The sequence below is a fragment of the Mesorhizobium subarcticum genome, assembly GCF_055456085.1.
In genome coordinates, this window is the sequence record NZ_CM144237.1 from 5,644,341 (window position 1) to 5,661,719 (window position 17,379).

The window sequence follows — 17,379 nt, forward strand, 5'->3', positions numbered from 1 at the left end:
TCAACTTGCCTTGCGCAGCCACACCTTGTTGTCGTGGAAGGCAGCGCCGCCATAAGGCGCCGGCGCGTCAGCGCCGGTCAGGACGTTAATGCCCTCGCCGCGTTCATGCGCGCTGTTTGGCCAGATGCCTTCGGCGATCACCACGCCGCGCTTGATGCCTTCGAAGAACTTGGCGTGCAGCACGAGGTCGCCGCGCCGGTTGCCGACCTCGACCCGGTCGCCATCGGCAAGGCCAAGGTCCGCCGCATCGTCGGGATGCAGGAGCAGCGCCGGCCTGCCTTCCTTTTCCTTCGACACGGGCGTCTCGGCAAAGGTCGAGTTGAGGAAGTTGCGCGCCGGCGAGGTCGTCAGCCGGAACGGATGCGCCTCGTCGGCCACTTCGATCAGGTCGACATGATCGGGAAATTCCGGCAGCTGATCAACCGGCCCGAACAGGCCCATGCTCTTCGGTGGTCGGTTGGGTGCGGCCTGCCCACTCCAGTTGGCGCGGAAGTGGAATTTTCCATCCGCATGGCCAAATCCCTTGATGAAGTGTGCGGCCTCGAAATCAGGCTGCAGGTCGACCCACTTGTCTTCCTTCAGACTGGCGAAGCTGCCCAGCCCACGCTTGCCCAGGATGATGTCGATGTGCTGCTGTTCGGTCAGACCAAAGCCTGGGCGGCCGGCGACGCCAAGGCGTTCCGCCAATTGCTCGATGACGAAGTGATTGGTGCGCGGGCCTTCCGGCGGCTCGATCAACTTGGGGCCGAGCGTGATGTGCTGGTTGCCGCCACCCTTGTAGACGTCGTCATGCTCGAGGAACATCGTTGCCGGCAGCACCACATCGGCAAGCTTGGCCGTGTCGGTCATGAACTGCTCATGCACGCAGGTGAACAGGTCGTCGCGCAGAAAACCTTGCTTCACCAGGCGCTGCTCGGGCGCGACATTGGCCGGATTGGTGTTCTGGATCAGCATCGCCGTGACCGGCGGTCCGCCGTAAAGCGCGTCAGCGGCACCCGTCAGCACCGGACCGGTGCGCGACTGGTCGAGATAGCGGATCGAGGGATCGCGCATCTTCGAGCCTTCCAGCACATCCTGGTTGAGCTTGAAGATGCCGGAATTGGAATGGAAGGCACCGCCGCCTTCATATTGCCAGGCGCCGGTGACCGCAGCGATGCAAGAAGCGGCATGCATGTTGACCGAACCGTTGCGCTGGCGGGCAAAACCATAGCCGAGCCGGAAATAGGTTTTCTTCGTCGTGCCGACGAGGCGGGCGAAGGCCTCGATTTCGGCGACCGCCAAACCCGTGATACCAGCCGCCCATTCCGGCGTGCGCGTGCGCAGATGCTCTTCCAGCCCCTTCGGATCGTCGGTGTATTTTTCGAGATAGGCGCGGTCGGCCATGCCTTCCCTGAACAGCACATGCATGACCGCGCAAGCCAGCGCGCCATCGGTGCCGGGCTTCAGGACCAGGCCGAGATCGGCCTGCTTCATCGTGGCGTTCTCGTAGACGTCGATGACGACGATCTTCGCCCCGCGTTCCTTGCGCGCCTTGATGGCGTGGGTCATGACATTGACCTGCGTGACCACGGCATTGGTGCCCCAGATCACCACGCAATCGGATTTCGCCATCTCGCGCGGGTCAGGCCCGCGCAAGGCGCCGGCCCCCATCATCCAGCCGGTCCAGGCCAGATTGGTGCAGATCGAGCCAAAGAAGCCGGAATATTTCTTGGCATGACGCAGGCGGTCGATGCCATCGCGCTGCACCAAACCCATCGTGCCGGCATAGTAATAGGGCCACACCGTCTCGGAGCCGTATTTTTCCTCGGCCGCGATGAATTTTTCGGCGACAAGGTCGAGGGCCGCCTCCCAGCTTGATTCCTTCCACAAGCCATCGCCCTTGGCACCTGCGCGGACAAGCGGCTTCAACAGCCGGTCGGGGTGATGGACGCGGTCGGCGTAGCGGGCGACCTTGGCGCAGACGACACCCGCCGTATAGCTGTTGGATTTGGCGCCATGGACGCGGCCGATCCGGTTGCCATCGAGCAGCTCGACCTCGAGCGCACAGGTCGAGGGGCAATCATGGGGACAGGCCGAATGGCCGATGCGGAGCTTGGCGTGCTGGTTCATAGGAGCATACCTAGCGGGTTTCAAAGGGCGCGTGTAGGGCCAGATGATTAGCCAATCTCCCCACTTTGTGGGGGAGATGGCTCTACTCCGCCGTGCCTTCCTCATATTCGGCCGACATGGTCAGCCATTTTTCCTCGTGGCCGGCGAGCGTCTGGGCAAGCTGTGAGCGTTCCTTGGCCAGCCGCGTCGCGGTCGACGGATCCTTCTCATAGACCGCCGGATTGGACAGCTCGTCCTCGATGCCGTCGATGCGCTTGCGGATGCGGTCCATCAGCGCTTCGGTGGCGCGGATTTCCTTGGCCAGCGGCTCAAAAGCGGCGCGGCGCGCGGCCGCGTCGCGGCGACGGTCGGCCTTCGACGCCTTGTCCGCCTCGCGCTTGCCGCGGCGGTCGCCGGACACGCCGGTGACCAGCGTTTTGTAGTCTTCCAGGTCGCCATCATACGGACTGACCGCGCCATCCTTGACCAGCCACAGCCGGTCGGCCGTCGCCTCCAGGAGATGGCGGTCGTGCGAGATCAGGATCACGGCGCCGGGAAACTCGTTGAGCGCATGGATCAGCGATTCGCGGCTGTCGATGTCGAGATGGTTGGTCGGTTCGTCGAGGATGAACAGGTTCGGCCCCTCGAAGGCCGACAGGCCCATCAACAGCCGCGCCTTCTCGCCGCCGGACAGGTCCTTGGCGGGCGTGTTCATTTTCTCGGTCGTCAGACCAAATTGAGCCACGCGGCCGCGCACCTTGGATTCCGGCGCCTCCGGCATCAGCCGGCGCACATGTTCGTAGGCGTTTTCCTCCGGCCTGAGATCGTCAAGCTGATGCTGGGCGAAGATCGCCACCTTCAGCCCGGGCGCCACGGTCATGGTGCCGCTCTCCTGCTTGAGCCGCCCCGACAGCAATTTGGCGAAGGTCGACTTGCCATTGCCGTTAGCGCCCAGCAGCGCGATGCGATCGTCGGCGTCGATACGCAGCGTCATCTTCTTCAGGATCGGCTGTCCTTCGGTGTAGCCGACATTGACGTTGTTCAGCGCCACGATCGGCGAGGCAACCGTCTTCACCGGCTCGGGGAAGGAGAACGGTCGTACCGAATCATTGACGATGGCCGCGATCGGCTTCATCTTTTCCAGCGCCTTGATGCGCGACTGCGCCTGTCTCGCCTTCGAGGCCTTGGCGCGGAAGCGTTCGACGAAGGATTCCATATGCTTGCGGGCCGCCTCCTGCTTGACGCGACCCTTTTCCTGCAACTCTTTCTGCTCGCTATACTGGCGCTCGAACTGGTCGTAGCCGCCGCGCCAGAAGGTCAGCTTCTTCTGGTCGAGATGGACGATCGAATTGACAGCGCGGTTGAGCAAGTCGCGATCGTGCGAAATCAAAAGCACTGTATGCGGATACTTCGACACATAGTTTTCCAGCCACAACGTACCTTCGAGATCGAGATAATTGGTCGGCTCGTCGAGCAGCAGAAGGTCAGGCTCGGAAAACAGCACCGCAGCGAGGGCCACGCGCATGCGCCAGCCGCCGGAGAAGGATGACGCCGGACGGCGCTGCGCAGCATCGTCGAAGCCAAGGCCGGCCAGGATGGTGGCCGCGCGGGACTCGGCCGAATGCGCATCGATGTCGGCCAGCCGCATATGGATGTCGGCGATGCGGTGCGGATCCGTCGCCGTCTTCTCCTCTTCGAGCAAAGCGGTGCGTTCGAGGTCGGCCTTGAGCACGATCTCGATCAGCGGCTCTTCGGTGCCTGGCGCTTCCTGCGCCACCTGGCCGATGCGGGTGTTCTTCGGCAGGCTGATCGAGCCTGTCTCGGAGGGAAAATCGCCGGTGATGGCCTTGAACAGCGTCGTCTTGCCGGTGCCGTTGCGGCCGACAAGGCCAGCCTTGGTGCCGGCCGGCAAGGTCAGCGAGGCGTGGTCGAGAAGCAGGCGTCCGGCCATACGGAGCGAAAGGTCGTTGATTACAAGCATGGCCGCGCTTTTGCACCGGACATCAACGCTTCGCAAGACCTTGCGGGCCAGTTGGCCGCACAAGGCCTGAAAACGGCGCGAGCAAGTGCGCCGTCAAGCAGCCGGTTGTTGGGCAGCCGGTCAGTGGCTGGCCTACCGGCGGCCTCAGGCAGTCGCCTTGCCGCGCTTTGTCGCCTTGGCCACGACGGCCGGTGCCGCTGCCGGCTTGCGGCCAAGTCCCGTCGACTTCGCCAGCGCCGACCGGGTCGCCGAGTAATTCGGAGCGACCATCGGATAGTCCGGCGGCAAGCCCCATTTGGCCCGATAGTCGTCCGGGCTCAAACCATAGTCTGTCCTGAGGTGTCGCTTGAGCGACTTGAACTTCTTTCCGTCCTCCAGACAGACGATGTAGTCGGGAAACACCGACTTTTTCGGATTGACAGCCGGAACCAGGCTCGGGCTTTCCACGACGGCCGCACCTGCCAGCTTTCGAACCGAGGCGCTGACGCTGGCAATCAGGTCAGGCAGGCCGGAAGCCGGAAGCGGATTGTTGCCGACATAGGCCGAGACAATATCGGCCGTTAGCTCGATAACGGTCTTATCATCGATATTTGACAATTATTTCACCCTATTTGCGACAAAGTCATCCACCCCAGCGAAGACTTTTGTCGATGTATCTCTTTAACCGCGCCCCTCAACGGACCGCCAAGTCCCAAAACGAATCAAGACTTGACGTCAACTATCTTTCTGGGAAATCGACGTCGCGCAAATTAGAAAATCTAATACTTGGAGACGGCAGACTTGGCTGTCTGGCCCTCGGCCAATATCTCAAGAATACGTTTCCAGCGGGCGCAACGCCCGAAATCCTTCTGTTCAATGGCTTTTTCGGCCTTCATCGCGGCGTAAAGCGATGCGTCGGCACCGAATTCCTTGAGCAGCCAATGCGCTTCCTGCCTGGCGAGACGTTCATTGTCGTCAAACATAGTCTTGCGCCTCCGAACGTTGCAGGCCGACCGCAATACAACTGCCGATGACCAGGACGGCTCCAGTAATCGCGGTCGTCGTCAGCCGTTCGCCGGACAGGGTCAGCAGCAGCGTCGAAGCAATCGGCGTGAGATAGGCGATGACGGCGACCTTGCCACTGCCTTCAAGCTTCAAGGCGCGCGACCAGAAGTAATAACCCAACCCCATTGGGCCAGCGCCGAGATACAGCCCGAGGGCGAGATCCGTGCCGGCGGGCCAGGAAACGCCTTCGCCAGCGGACCACACGAGCGTCAAGGCGACGCCGACCAGCGACGACGGCAGCAACAGGCGCTCCGGCGAAGTGGCGAGCCGGCCCACCATCACCGAATAGAAAGCCATGCACAGCGCGGACCCGAACGCGGCGAAATAGCCGACGAGATCGCCCTGGAGCCAGGTGCGGTCACGCCCTCCCGAAATCACCAGCACGACGCCGACGAACCCAATAATCGCGGCAACGCCCAGCAAAGCCGGACGGCGGGGTTTTTCGAAGGCTATCACCGCAGCTGCAACCATCAAGGGCCAAGTGTACGCCACGAGATTGGCTTCGATCACCGGCATCGAGGCGAAAGCAATGTATTGCAGCACCATGGTGCCGACCAGACCGATGAAGCCGACAGCGAGCGGTGCGAGCGCGGCTCTGGCCGCGACCGGCGGTGCTCCATCCCGGCTCATGAACCGGATCAAGCCGAAGACCAGTGCAGCTCCCACAAATTGCAGGAACTGCACCTGCGACACCGGATGGTTTGCCAGCAGGGATTTGCCGACCAAGGCATTGGTCGACCACAAAGCCACCGCGCCCGCGGCAAAGACCAGCGCGGATACCGAGCCTGATCCGTGCCGAAAGTATCGGCGTGGGGCTCTATCTCCGGACTTGACCATGATCGCGTCCGAAAACAGGTCCCCACCTTTTGGGATCATGGTTGGCTACCATGATTCCCTGGCTCCGCTGGGAAACTGTGCTTCGGCAGCGGCGGCGGGCGTGGGATGCTCCGCCTCGAACCGGCGATAGGCCGGCAGCTGGTTGGTCCAGACATCTTCGGCCAGTTCGTTGACCCATTCGCGATCCTGGTCGTTGTCGGCGGCAAGATAGAACATGCGGTTGTCGTCGACATAGGGCTTGGCCACCGAACGCTGGTTGAGCACCAGGGTAACGCGCTCGCCATACTGGATCGGCGCCGTGCGATGCAGGACGCCAAGGAATTGCCCGAGCGTCGCGTACTTCATCTTGTGATCGATGCGCATGATGCGGTTGCGCGGGATCTCGCGGCCGGATTCGAGTATGGCGCGGCCGGTCTCGGAGTCGTCGCAATAAATTTCGAGGTGACCGCCGACCAGCGGATCGCTGATCGACAGCGGAATGAGTTCGGTGACCGGAACGCCGTCGCAATGCCATTCGACCGCGCCGTCCCTCGGATTCATGAAGGTGACGGTCGAACCGACGATCGACAGCGGATAGGGCTCAAGCTTGGTGCCCATCATGTCGGACAGCCGCTCCAGGCGCAGCTTGTCGTGCAGCAACTCCTTGATTTCGGGGATGAAACGGTCAGCTCCGGTGATAAAGGTCAGATCGAGGTGCTTGTGCACGGCATGGCTGGCCTTGAGTTTCAAGGCGGCCTCCTCGATCGCGGCAAGCAGGGCCGGGTCATAGCCGTGCAGATACTGCGCGACGCCGAAGCTCGACACTTTCCAGGCGGTGTCGTGGCCGATGATGGCTTCTCTGCTCATCGCATAGCGGAGTTCGGGAATTGTATGGGCGTTCATTCTACTTCTCCAAGTGGGGGGCAACACTTGGTAAACAGTCGATTAAATTGGCCCCCCCTGTAAAATTAGGAATGCTGGTGCTAGAGTAAGCCCAGCTTAAGGTCGAAACCGTGCGTCTGCTCAGTCAGGTCAACCTCAATTCGCTGAAAATCGTGGAGAGTGCTGCGAGGCACGGCAATTTCACGCGTGCCGGCGAAGAGCAGTTTATCACCGCCTCGGCGGTCAGCCAGCGCGTCAAAAGCCTGGAGGATCAGCTACGCTTCAAGATTTTCCAGCGCGGCGGCAATGCGGTGTCGTTGACGCCGGAGGGCGAGACCTATGTCTCGCGCGTTCGCGAGGCGCTGGAGCGGATCGTCGCCGCCAGCATGGAAGCGACCGGGCAATCGCAGGAGCATGTGCTGAAGATATCCGTGCTGCCGACGTTTGCCGCGCGCTGGCTGTTCCCGCGCCTGCCGTCGTTCCAGCGGCAACATCCCGATATCGTGATGCGGGTCTCGACCTCCTACGCGACGCATGAGTTCACGACCTCCGACTTTGATCTCGAAATTCGCTATGGCGACGGCCATTTCAATGGACTGCCGTCCGACCTGCTGTTTCGGGAAGACCTTACACCGGTGTGCAGCCCCAAGCTGTTCCATGAGGTTCTCGGCGACAAGCCGATGTCGAAGGTGACACCGGACGACCTCAGGCACTTCACGCTGCTGCATTCCGACACCTGCACCCAGAACTGGCAATCCTGGCTCGGCTTTGCCGGCGCCAGCTTCGTGCTCAGCGAGACCAAGAGCATCTATTTCGACTCGTGCATGATGTCCTACGAGGCGGCCAATGCCGGGATGGGCTTTGCCGTCGCCAACCGTGCCTATATGGCCAGTGACATCCGCGCCGAGAGGCTGGTCGCTCCCTTCGCCGTCCACCATCCGAATAGCGCCGGTTGGTATTTTGTCTCTCCACAAAAGAGCCTTGCCGCACGCAAGGTGCTGCTGTTCAAACAATGGGTCATGGCGGAAGCGGTTCAGATGCAACGCCAATTGGATAGCGAAATCAGCGACTTGGCTTTGGCCGTCTGAAGTTCGGATTGTTATGAAATTCGGACTGTGCCTTGATTGTCTCCTGATGACCACCAGCCAGAAAGATTGAGGACGATCGGTTGATGGACGTCCAATCCGGGCAACCCGCCTTGGTCGGCGAGATCGTTGAGCTCGAGCCGCTTCAGCCGGAGCATTCGGAAGGGCTTCTGAGTGCAGCGGCGGACGGCGAGCTGTGGAACCTGAAGGCCACCGTGGTCCCAGGGCCAGCTACCATCGATGGCTATATTGCCAACGCCTTGGCCGGACGACAGGCCGGGACCGTGATGCCTTATGCAATCGTCCTGCGTAGCACCGGGCTGATCTGCGGCAGTACGCGGTTCTGGAAGATCGATCGCACGAACCGAAAGTTGGAGATCGGGCATACATGGCTCAGCAGTTCATCCCAGCGATCAGGGGTCAATACCGAGACAAAGTACCTTCTCCTGGCCCATGCTTTCGAGGTCATGGCGTGTGTGCGGGTGCAATTCACCACCGACGAACTGAACGAAGCGTCGAGAGCGGCCATTCTGCGGATAGGGGCAAAACAGGAAGGGATCGTTCGCAATGAGCGGATCATGCCGGACGGCCGAAAGCGCAATTCCGTCCGATTCAGCATCATCGATTCCGAATGGCCAGATATAAGAGCGATGCTGCAGCAAAAGATGCGGCGATAGCCGGCCCGTGCCGCTCTCCCAACCAGCGAAGCTGAGCCGGCCATTGCTGGTGCCATTTAACAATGCGGCCTGCCGGAGCGGACCGCATCCTTCATTCTTGATTTGAACCCTACCGCCCGTCAGCGGCGTGCGATCAGCGGGCAGAGCTGACGCAAGTCGCGGTCATAGGTGCCTTCACTGCTGAGTACATCGACGCAGCGCTTCTTCATGCGCGTCACCTGGCTGCTGGACATCTGGGCCACGACGCCCGGCAGGCTAGGATTGCTCGGATTGCTGGGGTTCGACGGATTGCTTGGATTGGACGGGTTGCTCGGATTGGTTCCGCCGCCGATGCCCACACCGACGCCGAGACCGATGCCCCCCGTGCCGCCAACATTGGTGCCAAGCCCGGCGGTGACGCCGCCTGGCCCACCGACATTGGCGCCAGCCCCGGCATTGATGCCATTGCTGCCGCCAACCGAAGCGCCGAGCCCGGCGCTGACGCCGTTCGAGCCACCGACATTGGCGCCGGCTCCGGCATTGACGCCGCCGCTGCCACCAATCGAGGCACCAACCCCAACACCAACCCCTCCGGCATTCGCCGGCAAGGACAGAACGATCATAACGGCACCACTCGCCAGCGCGCCGGCGATACCCCTGCAGATTTTAGCCATGACACTCTCCATGCGGTCACTCTATTTACTGCATTGCAGCAAAAAGGCCGATATGCGACCGATACTCTGCATGCAACACATGCACGTTCTTGTAGGTGTTTTAGTTTCTTTATTCTTTATATTTGAAAATTTCGGATATTGTATTTTTTACTTACGATGGAAGAATTTTTATCTAATTTTTCTCAAGATCACGACTTTTACAAAACCCGTGGCGAATTCACAGACCGAAATCAGGCATATGCGCGCCCTTCCTCGGTGCGCTGGAAATGCGCCAGATCAAGCGGCACGGAAGGGCGACCCAGAACCGTCAGGATCATATGCGCCTGGCCACGGTGATGGGTCTGATGGTTGAAGACATGCGCCAGCGCGGGCGCCAGCCGCTGCGAGACGGTGCGCATGTCCGACACGGTCATATAGGTGAAGCGGCCCGACAGCGCCTTGTCGCTCGAGCCAGCGAGCCAGTCGATGATCCGCCGGTCCTCCGCCTCGCGCGCCATCCTCAGGCTGGGCAAGGCCCGGTACAATATGACGTCCAGCGCCGTCGGCGCGTCGCCTTCGCCGGTGAAGCGCTTCATCCAGATGCGATCGGCGGCGAGCAGATGGTTGAGCGTGCCCATCAGCGAGCGGAAGAAGGCGCCGACGTCGCGATTGAACTCTTCATCATCAAGATCGGCGGCGGCATCATAGATGCGGCCATTGGCCCATTGATTGTACGCCGCAAACATCATGAAGTGCTGTTTCATCTCTTCTCCGCCGCGCCCGTTTTCGGGGTGTCGGGAGCGATACCTAGACCGCAAAGGGACCCGCGCCAATGACCATTCTGCTTTATGATCTCGTCGGGCGTGACGAGAGCCGGCCGTTCAGTCCGCATTGCTGGAAGGCAACCATGGCGCTGGCGCACAAGGGGCTCGATATCTCAACCGCACCGACGCGTTTTCTCGACGTCCCCACCATCGAAGGCGGTGCTTCGAAAACCGTCCCGGTGATCCGCGACGGCGACAAGGTCGTGATCGATTCCTTCGCCATCGCGCTCTATCTCGACGAGGCCTACCCGGATCGGCCGACGCTGTTTGGCGGCTACGGCGGCAAGGCGATGGCGCGCTTCATCGAGCGCTGGTCGCAATTGACGATCCACCCCTACGTCACCACTGCAGCGCTCGTCGACCTCCATGGCATGCAGGACGAGGAGAACGCCGTGTATTTCCGCCAGAGTCGGGAGCAGCGCTTCCGCAAGCAGCTGGAAGACGTCGTCGCGGCGCGCGACGCCGGCCTTGCAGCTTTCCGGACTTCGCTTGAGCCGCTGCGTTCGATGCTCGGCTACCAGCCCTTCATCGGCGGTTCGGCACCGCTGTTTGCCGACTATATCGTCTTCGGTGCACTGCAATGGGCACGCATCGCCTCGCCTTACAAGCTGCTCGACGATAGCGACGTGGTGGCGCAGTGGTTCGCCCGCTGCCTCGACCTGCATGGCGGGCTGGGACGAAAGGTTGCCGCGGCGGCGTGACGCCGTAGAGCTATTTGGCTGCTGCCTTTTTCGGCTTGCCAGGCTTTTTGGCAGCCTTGGCCGCCTTAGCCTCGGTCTTGGGCTCGTCTTTTGCCTTGCCGGCGCCAGGTGCCTTCTTGGATGGCTTTTTGGCCGACTTGCCCGTGGCATCCTCAAGGTCGACGTCGGCTGCCGCCTGGTGCCAATGGCGCTCGTGTTGACCGGCCGGTTGCCCTTCTTGCTGCCAGATCTTATGTGCGCGGTTGCGAATGCGCTCCTGGCGATCGTCTGTCATGGTCATATTGTCTCCATTCGGGCCGACTTCAGCGCGGCGCCGAAACCCCACTATAGCAAGCAAAGCATCGCTTTACAGCCATCCGATGTCGTCTCCTCGGCGCCGGCCTGACACAGAAACGTGCAGTCCCCCGGCGCTTCGCTCGCGCTCCCTGCCCATCGGGCCTTGGCAATGGGCCGGGCGACTTGTATAGAGCCCGCCACTCCAATCTCCATTCTCAGACAAGGACGACCCATGGCGCTCGAACGCACCTTCTCCATGATCAAGCCGGACGCGACCCGGCGCAACCTCACCGGCGCCATCACCAAGATGCTCGAAGATGCCGGCCTGCGCGTCATCGCTTCGCGCCGTGTGTGGATGAGCCGTCGCGAGGCGGAAGGTTTTTACGCCGTCCACAGAGAGCGGCCGTTCTTCGGCGAACTGGTTGAGTTCATGTCGTCGGCGCCGACGATCGTCCAGGTGCTGGAAGGCGAGAACGCCATTGCCAGGAACCGCGAAGTGATGGGCGCCACCAACCCGGCCAACGCCGCCGAAGGCACCATCCGCAAGGTGCACGCGCTGTCGATCGGAGAGAATTCGGTGCACGGCTCCGACGCGCCGGAAACCGCCGCGCAGGAAATCAAGTACTGGTTCTCGGACACCGAGATCGTCGGCTGAGCCGGCGCTGCAATTTCCCATGCGAAAAGGCCGGCGTTTCGCCGGCCTTTTTCATTTGGTCTCGGCTTCAAGCCGCTCTCACCGAACTAGTGGCGTATCCCAGAGGTCGCCGAGCAGCGTTTTCAACTGCGTGAAGCGCTTCTCCCCGAGCTCCTGAGCCCATTCCTGTTCAACGTCCAGCAGGATGTCGGCCATCTTCTGGTAAGCAGCGCGCCCGCGGTCTGTGAAGTTGACTATCGTCCCTCCGCTTTCGTCCGGGGCTGTTGAGCGCGTGATATAACCCATTCCCTCCAGTGTCTTCAGTAGCTGGTTCATAGCCTGCTTGCTCATAGCAGCACGCTCGGCAAGCGCGCTCGGCCGCATCCCGTCCGGGCCTGGATACTGGATCACCGCCATATGCGGCGGGCTGAGATCCTCGAAACCCGATGCCCTGAGTTCACGGATCAGCTTGCGGTGGATAGCCATCGCCGGCACGCGCAGCAGCGCGCCAATCAGCGGCGGCTTGTTCGCTGGACCCTGGGTGGAAGATGGCATTGACACCTCGGTAAATTGACTTTACCTATTCGGTAAATTTGATTTACCACATAGGAGGGTGGAATGCTAGATAAAGCCAGCCAGGTCCGTGTCAATCCAGCCGACGAAACAATCAGCGATGGCGGCCTTGCCGTGCGCTTCCTGATCACCGGCGATCAGTCTAACGGCAGCATCGCCGCCTTCGAACTGGCGGTCCCCGGCTCGCAACGCCTACTTGCCCCAGCGCACAGCCACGACCATTATGAGGAGACGATGTACGGGATTGAAGGCGTGCTGACGCTGACCGTCGACGGACATCAGCACGATGTCGGCCCCGGACAGGCGCTGTGTATTCCGCGCGGCGCGATCCATCGCTTCGACAACAACACCGCCGAGATCGCCAAAGTGCTGTGCGTTGTCACGCCGGCGGCGATCGGCCCGGAATATTTCCGCGAGGCCTTCGCCATCTTCAGCGCCGGCGGTCCGCCCGACCGCGCCAGGATCATGGACCTGATGCGCCGGTTCGGTCTGACGCCGGCACCACCACTACCGCAGCCCTGATTTATTCCGAACTGTTCAGCATGCGGCGTTGAAATGCAGGCTGTCGCGCGCGTCCTTGTCCGTCATCACCAGCTTGTCGGATTCGATGCGCCAGGACGCTGCATTCGCCAGTGAGTTGAACAACGCCATCGGCTGAGCCGACATCGCAGTTTTCCATATGAAAAGGCCGGTGAAACGCCGGCCTTTTCACTGGCGGCCTATCAAGTCTCGCGCACGAACTGCAGCATATCGGCATGCAGCCGTTCCATATGCGTGTACATGATGCCGTGCGGTGCGCCCTCATAGACGAGGAAGCGGCAATCCGGGATCAGTCTCGCCGACGGTATGCCGGTCAATTCGATCGGCGCCGAGCGGTCGCGGTCGCCATGGATGAGCAAGGTCGGCAGCGTGATTTCGCGCAATTCGGCGCGAAAATCCTGCTCGACCATGTCGCGGCTGCAGGCGAGCGCCACGGGAACGGAAACCTGCACCAGGGTGTAGCCCCAGCGCAGCATGGCGGGCGACGTCTCCGGAATGAAGAACGGTGCGATGTTGTCGGCCACCCATTTCGGATAGTCGTGCTTCCACGACGCCCACAAGGCCTCGAAACCTTCCCGCGGCGCGCCACCTGGATTGTCGTGCGTCTTGAGCAGCATCGGCGTCATCGGCGCCAGCAGGATGAGCCGCTTGACGCAATCATTGCCGTGCCGGGTGAGATAGCGCACCGCCTCGCCGCCCGCCATCGAATGACCGACCAGGGTGATGCCGCCAAGATCCAGTTGCTCGATCAGCGTGGCAACATCGTCGGCTAAAGTATCGTGATCGCAACCCCGCGCCGGGTGATCGGAGCGACCATGACCGCGCCGGTCGAATGCGATGCAGCGGAACCCTTGCTCGGCGAAGGCCGCCATCTGGTAGTCCCACATCTGGTTGCCGAAGCCGAGGCTGCTGAGGAACAGCATCGGCTGCCCCTGCCCCCATTCGCGCCAATAGAGCTGCGTCCCGTCGGTCGTGGTGATGAAAGGCATTTTTCGTCTCCTGGTTTTCGACGTTCAGGCCGGGACGAACTGGTAGTCGACCAGGATGCGGCCCTCGGCGTTGACGGTCAGGACTTCGAGACCGGTCGCCAGCACGGTTTCGCTATCGGCCGGCAGCATCTCCCAGGTGAAAGTAACGACGTCGTGCAGCAGGCGGGCATTCGAGGCGGCACGGAAGCGGTTGCGGTCGTCGCGGACATTCTTCTCGTGCGATCCGCGCACCCGCGCCTCGAGCGCCTCGTAGCCGAGCACGGTGCGTTCGCCGACATAATGCTCACCGTCAGGCACCCAAAGGTCGGCAATGCCCGTGCGGCGACGCTCGGCGTCTGTCTCGTTCCACACGGCGACATAGCGGTCGGCCAATGCCTGGGCATTTATTGACCTGGTCATGATCTTCACTCCATCCGGTTGCGAGAGCGGCAATGCGCCGTGTCTCGGGATGGAGAATTCGCCGGGTCGACGAGCAAAATCCATGACCTCAGAGGTCAAAAAGCGGCTGCGGGATCACGATGAATTTGACCTTGCAGGTCATTGAACCGCGACACTCTCGCGCGATAGGTTCCGACGATGACACTGCACCAGACCCCTTTCGGCGTGCTGCTTCGGCGCTGGCGCGAGCAGCGCCGGATGACGCAGACCGATCTCGCTTTGGCGGCGGACAGTTCAACCCGGCATCTTTCCTATCTCGAAACCGGACGCTCGCGGCCAAGCCGGGAGATGATCGTGCGGCTGGCCGAATGCCTTGCCGTGCCGCTGCGCGATCAGAACACGCTGCTGCTTGCAGCCGGCTTTGCACCCGGCTTCCAGGAGCGCTCGCTGGCGGAACTGGAGGCTGCCAGGAAGGCGATCGACAGCGTCCTGCAGGCGCACAAGCCCTATCCGGCCTTCGCCGTCGACCGTCATTGGAACGTGGTGCTGTCGAACTCGGCGCTGCCGCAGCTCTATGAGGGATGCTCGGCCGATCTCATGCGCAGCCCGGTCAACGCCGTGCGCCTCATCCTGCATCCGGCCGGCATGGGTCCGCGCATCCTGAACTTCGCCGCGTGGCGCGCGCATACGGTGCATGTCCTGCGCCAGCAGATCGAGGCGCGCGCCGATCCGGTCATCCAGGGCCTGCTGGCCGAAGTGATGGCCTATCCCCTGCCGGCCGGATCCGACACGGCGGAAGGACTGGAAGCGGCGCAGCGGCTGGCAACGCCGCTGCGCATCGCAACGCGGCTCGGCAACGTGTCCTTCCTCAACACCACGACCGTTTTCGGCACGCCCAACGACGTGACGCTGGCGGAACTTGCGCTCGAAATGCTGTTTCCGGCCGACGACGAGACCATCGAGATCGTGAAGACCATGGTCAAGGAAACGGCTGCGGCGTGATGCAATCAGCTCGCGGCGCTGAAACGCAGGATTTCGCGGCCGTCTCTGTCTGATATGGCGAGCTTGCCGGCATCGACCTTGTAGCACGATGCCTTGGCCAACGCATCGAACAACGCCTTTTCCTCGGCCATGACCTCCGGTGCACAGGCCTTGTAGGTCGAGCCGATCTCGCTGATGGCGATCGCCTGGCCGTCAACCTTGGCGGTGGCGAAATAGGTGTTGCAGGGGCCACTGCCGCCAGCCTTGCCGGCCTCACTGACCCTGAACGTCGCCTGTGGCGCGGTGATGGCGCCAATGCCGTCGACATAGTCGACCACCCAGAGCTGGCCAAAGACGGAAGCGGTCGGCTCGGTGCTTGCAGGGACCATCTTGAGCATGATGGTCTGCGGCGCATCCGTGAGCGGATCGACCTGATGGCGCACATCGGAAATGAACATCAGCCTGCCGTCGACGGTGATGCGGGCCTGCAGTGCATAGGTCATCTTCGACCGGATCACCGATGGGTCGAATTTGATCTCGAAACTGATCGGCACCTGGCCGGCGGGCTTGATCGTCTGCTCGCCGATGATCTTGGCCGGCGCGTCGGCCAGCGAGACATCGGCAAGCTGGACGGAAAGCACGGCACTGGGCGGCAAGGCGATGCGTTCGCGATAGATCACTTCGCCCCTCACCGCCGTTTCAGCGGCTGCGGACAGTTCCGGCACTGCTAGGATGCCGATGACCAGAGGCACGAAGCCGAAAACGAAGTACTCCGCAAGCCTGTCCAGCATGACCACCTCCCTTGCCCCGGACTGCCAAGGCCCGAGCTTGCCAAAAACCCAGGCTGATCAACCTCGCGCAATTGGCCAAAGGATTGCGGTCAATGCATGGCTGCGACGGGATTTATTCGGACGGCGACTTCCAGCGTCCAGCAGCGAGGGCGTCGGCTTCCTTGGCCTCGACCCAGCCGCCTTCGGAGCCATCGGTGCGATGCTCCTTCTTCCAGAAGGGTGCCCGCGATTTGAGATAATCCATGAGGAAATCAGCCGCTTCGAACGCGGCCTGGCGATGCGCCGAGGCAGCCACCACCAGCACAATGTTCTGCCCCGGCGCGATCTTGCCATGGCGATGGATGACGGTAAGACCTTGCAGCGGCCAACGCTGAACCGCCTCGGTGGCGATGCGGCCGATTTCGGCCTCCGCCATGCCGGGATAGTGTTCGAGCTCAAGTGCCGAGAGCGCGCCCTGCTCGTCGCGGCAAAGGCCTGAGAAAGAAACCACGGCGCCGATGTCGGCACGGCCTTGTGTCAGCGCGGCGATCTCGGCGGCGACGTCGAAATCCGGGCGCTGGATGCGCACGCTCGGCACCGGGACGGCCGACATCGGTGTCAGCCTCCGGTCATCGGCGGGAACAGCGCGATCTCGCGTGCGCCCGCTATCTTCTCGCGGTGGTCGACATGTTCCTGATTGATGGCAACGCGGATCACGTCGGGATATTGCAGCGCGTGCTCGTAGCCTTCGCCGCGCGATTGCAGCCAGCGCAAGAGGTCGGCGACAGTCTCGATGCCGGCGGGCAATTCGACCTCTTCTTCCGATGTGCCGATCCGTTCGCGCACCCAGGCAAAATAGATGAGACGAGTTGTCATCTCACTCATCCATGATGTGCTTGAGGCCGGCGCGAAAATAGTCGTAGCCGGTGTAAAGCGTGACGAGTGCCGCGATCCACAGCAACACCAGGCCGGTCTGCGTGGTCAGCGGAAAGATCTTATCGCCGGCCGGTCCCGCCAGCAGGAAGGCGATGGCGACCATCTGAATGGCGGTCTTCCATTTGGCCAACTGCGTCACCGGCACCGAAACCTTAAGTGCGGCCAGATATTCGCGCAGGCCCGAAACCAGGATTTCGCGGCACAGGATGATGATCGCCGCCCACAGCGACCATCCGGCGATGCCGGCATGGCGATCGGTGTCGGCGGCCAACAGCAGCAGACAGGTGGCCACCAACAGCTTGTCGGCAATCGGATCGAGCATCTTGCCGATGTTGGAGGTCTGCTGCCAGGCGCGTGCCAGATAGCCGTCCAGGTAATCGGTGACCGAGGCGAGCAGGAAGATGATCAGCGCCGACCAGCGGGCGAAGTCGCTCGATTTCAGATGGCCTTCGAGAAAAAAGCACAGCACCACCAGCGGCACCGCGACAATGCGGGCGTAGGTCAGCATGTTGGGCAGGTTGAACGCGCGCTTGGCCATGTCTGGGAGACTCTTTCTGCCTGCGTACTCAAAT

At 61.9% G+C, this 17,379-nt stretch carries 23 protein-coding genes; 6 read left to right on the forward strand and 17 right to left on the reverse strand.

All coding sequences use genetic code 11. The features are described from left to right. The 6 genes from ACZYHG_RS27710 to ACZYHG_RS27735 form a co-directional block, all read right to left on the reverse strand. Nucleotides 1-2,109, reverse strand: a complete 2,109-nt coding sequence (locus ACZYHG_RS27710; protein ID WP_464611278.1) for a molybdopterin-containing oxidoreductase family protein — start codon at nucleotides 2,107-2,109, stop codon at nucleotides 1-3. An 82-nt stretch (nucleotides 2,110-2,191) separates the two neighbouring features. Next, nucleotides 2,192-4,069 (reverse strand): ABC-F family ATP-binding cassette domain-containing protein, encoded by a 1,878-nt coding sequence (locus ACZYHG_RS27715; RefSeq protein ID WP_464611279.1) that lies wholly within the window; start codon nucleotides 4,067-4,069, stop codon nucleotides 2,192-2,194. Nucleotides 4,070-4,213: 144 nt separating this feature from the next. Continuing rightward, entirely contained in the window at nucleotides 4,214-4,666 is a 453-nt protein-coding gene (locus ACZYHG_RS27720; protein ID WP_082221849.1) for a Ros/MucR family transcriptional regulator, read from the reverse strand. Nucleotides 4,667-4,827: 161 nt separating this feature from the next. Next, nucleotides 4,828-5,031, reverse strand: a complete 204-nt coding sequence (locus ACZYHG_RS27725; RefSeq protein WP_027034546.1) for a hypothetical protein — start codon at nucleotides 5,029-5,031, stop codon at nucleotides 4,828-4,830. After that, on the reverse strand, nucleotides 5,024-5,950 hold the full coding sequence (locus ACZYHG_RS27730) for a DMT family transporter (RefSeq protein WP_464611280.1): 927 nt from the start codon (nucleotides 5,948-5,950) through the stop codon (nucleotides 5,024-5,026). The genes ACZYHG_RS27725 and ACZYHG_RS27730 overlap by 8 nt, the downstream gene beginning before the upstream one ends. A gap of 45 nt (nucleotides 5,951-5,995) precedes the next feature. After that, on the reverse strand, nucleotides 5,996-6,832 hold the full coding sequence (locus ACZYHG_RS27735) for a hypothetical protein (RefSeq protein WP_027034544.1): 837 nt from the start codon (nucleotides 6,830-6,832) through the stop codon (nucleotides 5,996-5,998). A 110-nt stretch (nucleotides 6,833-6,942) separates the two neighbouring features. On the opposite strand from ACZYHG_RS27735, the gene ACZYHG_RS27740 reads away from it, so the two are divergent. Both ACZYHG_RS27740 and ACZYHG_RS27745 read left to right on the forward strand, forming a co-directional pair. Beyond that, nucleotides 6,943-7,899, forward strand: a complete 957-nt coding sequence (locus ACZYHG_RS27740) for a LysR substrate-binding domain-containing protein (protein ID WP_464611281.1) — start codon at nucleotides 6,943-6,945, stop codon at nucleotides 7,897-7,899. Nucleotides 7,900-7,982: 83 nt separating this feature from the next. Then, complete coding sequence (locus tag ACZYHG_RS27745) at nucleotides 7,983-8,573, forward strand: GNAT family N-acetyltransferase (RefSeq protein ID WP_464611282.1); 591 nt, start codon at nucleotides 7,983-7,985, stop codon at nucleotides 8,571-8,573. Nucleotides 8,574-8,692: 119 nt separating this feature from the next. Here the strand turns inward: ACZYHG_RS27745 and ACZYHG_RS27750 are convergent, their stop codons facing one another. After that, nucleotides 8,693-9,226 (reverse strand): hypothetical protein, encoded by a 534-nt coding sequence (locus ACZYHG_RS27750; protein WP_464611283.1) that lies wholly within the window; start codon nucleotides 9,224-9,226, stop codon nucleotides 8,693-8,695. Nucleotides 9,227-9,456: 230 nt separating this feature from the next. After that, the gene (locus ACZYHG_RS27755; RefSeq protein WP_464611284.1) at nucleotides 9,457-9,969 is read right to left on the reverse strand and encodes a DinB family protein; all 513 of its coding nucleotides are present in this window, start codon (nucleotides 9,967-9,969) and stop codon (nucleotides 9,457-9,459) included. A gap of 68 nt (nucleotides 9,970-10,037) precedes the next feature. Between ACZYHG_RS27755 and ACZYHG_RS27760 the strand changes: the two genes are divergently transcribed. After that, entirely contained in the window at nucleotides 10,038-10,730 is a 693-nt protein-coding gene (locus tag ACZYHG_RS27760; RefSeq protein WP_464611285.1) for a glutathione S-transferase family protein, read from the forward strand. A 10-nt stretch (nucleotides 10,731-10,740) separates the two neighbouring features. Here the strand turns inward: ACZYHG_RS27760 and ACZYHG_RS27765 are convergent, their stop codons facing one another. After that, a complete protein-coding gene (locus ACZYHG_RS27765; protein WP_464611286.1) occupies nucleotides 10,741-11,010 on the reverse strand; it encodes a DUF2934 domain-containing protein in 270 nt (89 codons plus the stop codon). Nucleotides 11,011-11,238: 228 nt separating this feature from the next. On the opposite strand from ACZYHG_RS27765, the gene ndk reads away from it, so the two are divergent. Continuing rightward, on the forward strand, nucleotides 11,239-11,661 hold the full coding sequence (gene ndk, locus ACZYHG_RS27770) for a nucleoside-diphosphate kinase (protein ID WP_464611287.1): 423 nt from the start codon (nucleotides 11,239-11,241) through the stop codon (nucleotides 11,659-11,661). A 78-nt stretch (nucleotides 11,662-11,739) separates the two neighbouring features. Here the strand turns inward: ndk and ACZYHG_RS27775 are convergent, their stop codons facing one another. Next, nucleotides 11,740-12,195, reverse strand: coding sequence for a MarR family winged helix-turn-helix transcriptional regulator (locus ACZYHG_RS27775; protein WP_464611288.1), 456 nt, complete (start codon nucleotides 12,193-12,195; stop codon nucleotides 11,740-11,742). Nucleotides 12,196-12,258: 63 nt separating this feature from the next. Between ACZYHG_RS27775 and ACZYHG_RS27780 the strand changes: the two genes are divergently transcribed. After that, nucleotides 12,259-12,735 (forward strand): cupin domain-containing protein, encoded by a 477-nt coding sequence (locus ACZYHG_RS27780; protein WP_464611289.1) that lies wholly within the window; start codon nucleotides 12,259-12,261, stop codon nucleotides 12,733-12,735. A 15-nt stretch (nucleotides 12,736-12,750) separates the two neighbouring features. On the opposite strand, the gene ACZYHG_RS27785 is transcribed toward ACZYHG_RS27780, so the two are convergent. Genes ACZYHG_RS27785 through ACZYHG_RS27795 form a run of 3 tightly spaced genes read right to left on the reverse strand, consistent with a single transcriptional unit; the run spans nucleotide 12,751 to nucleotide 14,141 of the window. Then, on the reverse strand, nucleotides 12,751-12,879 hold the full coding sequence (locus ACZYHG_RS27785; RefSeq protein WP_464611290.1) for a hypothetical protein: 129 nt from the start codon (nucleotides 12,877-12,879) through the stop codon (nucleotides 12,751-12,753). Between the two features lie 56 nt (nucleotides 12,880-12,935). Then, the gene (locus tag ACZYHG_RS27790; RefSeq protein ID WP_464611291.1) at nucleotides 12,936-13,742 is read right to left on the reverse strand and encodes an alpha/beta fold hydrolase; all 807 of its coding nucleotides are present in this window, start codon (nucleotides 13,740-13,742) and stop codon (nucleotides 12,936-12,938) included. A gap of 24 nt (nucleotides 13,743-13,766) precedes the next feature. Continuing rightward, nucleotides 13,767-14,141 carry a hypothetical protein gene (locus ACZYHG_RS27795; protein WP_464611292.1) on the reverse strand — a complete coding sequence of 125 codons (375 nt, stop codon included), beginning with the start codon at nucleotides 14,139-14,141 and terminating at the stop codon, nucleotides 13,767-13,769. A gap of 177 nt (nucleotides 14,142-14,318) precedes the next feature. On the opposite strand from ACZYHG_RS27795, the gene ACZYHG_RS27800 reads away from it, so the two are divergent. Continuing rightward, on the forward strand, nucleotides 14,319-15,122 hold the full coding sequence (locus tag ACZYHG_RS27800) for a helix-turn-helix domain-containing protein (protein ID WP_464611293.1): 804 nt from the start codon (nucleotides 14,319-14,321) through the stop codon (nucleotides 15,120-15,122). A 5-nt stretch (nucleotides 15,123-15,127) separates the two neighbouring features. Here the strand turns inward: ACZYHG_RS27800 and ACZYHG_RS27805 are convergent, their stop codons facing one another. The 4 genes from ACZYHG_RS27805 to pgsA form a co-directional block, all read right to left on the reverse strand. Then, nucleotides 15,128-15,892 carry a YbaY family lipoprotein gene (locus tag ACZYHG_RS27805; protein ID WP_464611294.1) on the reverse strand — a complete coding sequence of 255 codons (765 nt, stop codon included), beginning with the start codon at nucleotides 15,890-15,892 and terminating at the stop codon, nucleotides 15,128-15,130. Between the two features lie 112 nt (nucleotides 15,893-16,004). Continuing rightward, entirely contained in the window at nucleotides 16,005-16,484 is a 480-nt protein-coding gene (locus ACZYHG_RS27810) for a molybdenum cofactor biosynthesis protein MoaE (RefSeq protein WP_464611295.1), read from the reverse strand. A 5-nt stretch (nucleotides 16,485-16,489) separates the two neighbouring features. Further along, nucleotides 16,490-16,747 carry a molybdopterin converting factor subunit 1 gene (gene moaD / locus ACZYHG_RS27815; protein ID WP_464611296.1) on the reverse strand — a complete coding sequence of 86 codons (258 nt, stop codon included), beginning with the start codon at nucleotides 16,745-16,747 and terminating at the stop codon, nucleotides 16,490-16,492. Nucleotide 16,748: 1 nt separating this feature from the next. Next, a complete protein-coding gene (gene pgsA / locus ACZYHG_RS27820; protein ID WP_027034531.1) occupies nucleotides 16,749-17,345 on the reverse strand; it encodes a CDP-diacylglycerol--glycerol-3-phosphate 3-phosphatidyltransferase in 597 nt (198 codons plus the stop codon). Nucleotides 17,346-17,379: the final 34 nt, after the last annotated feature.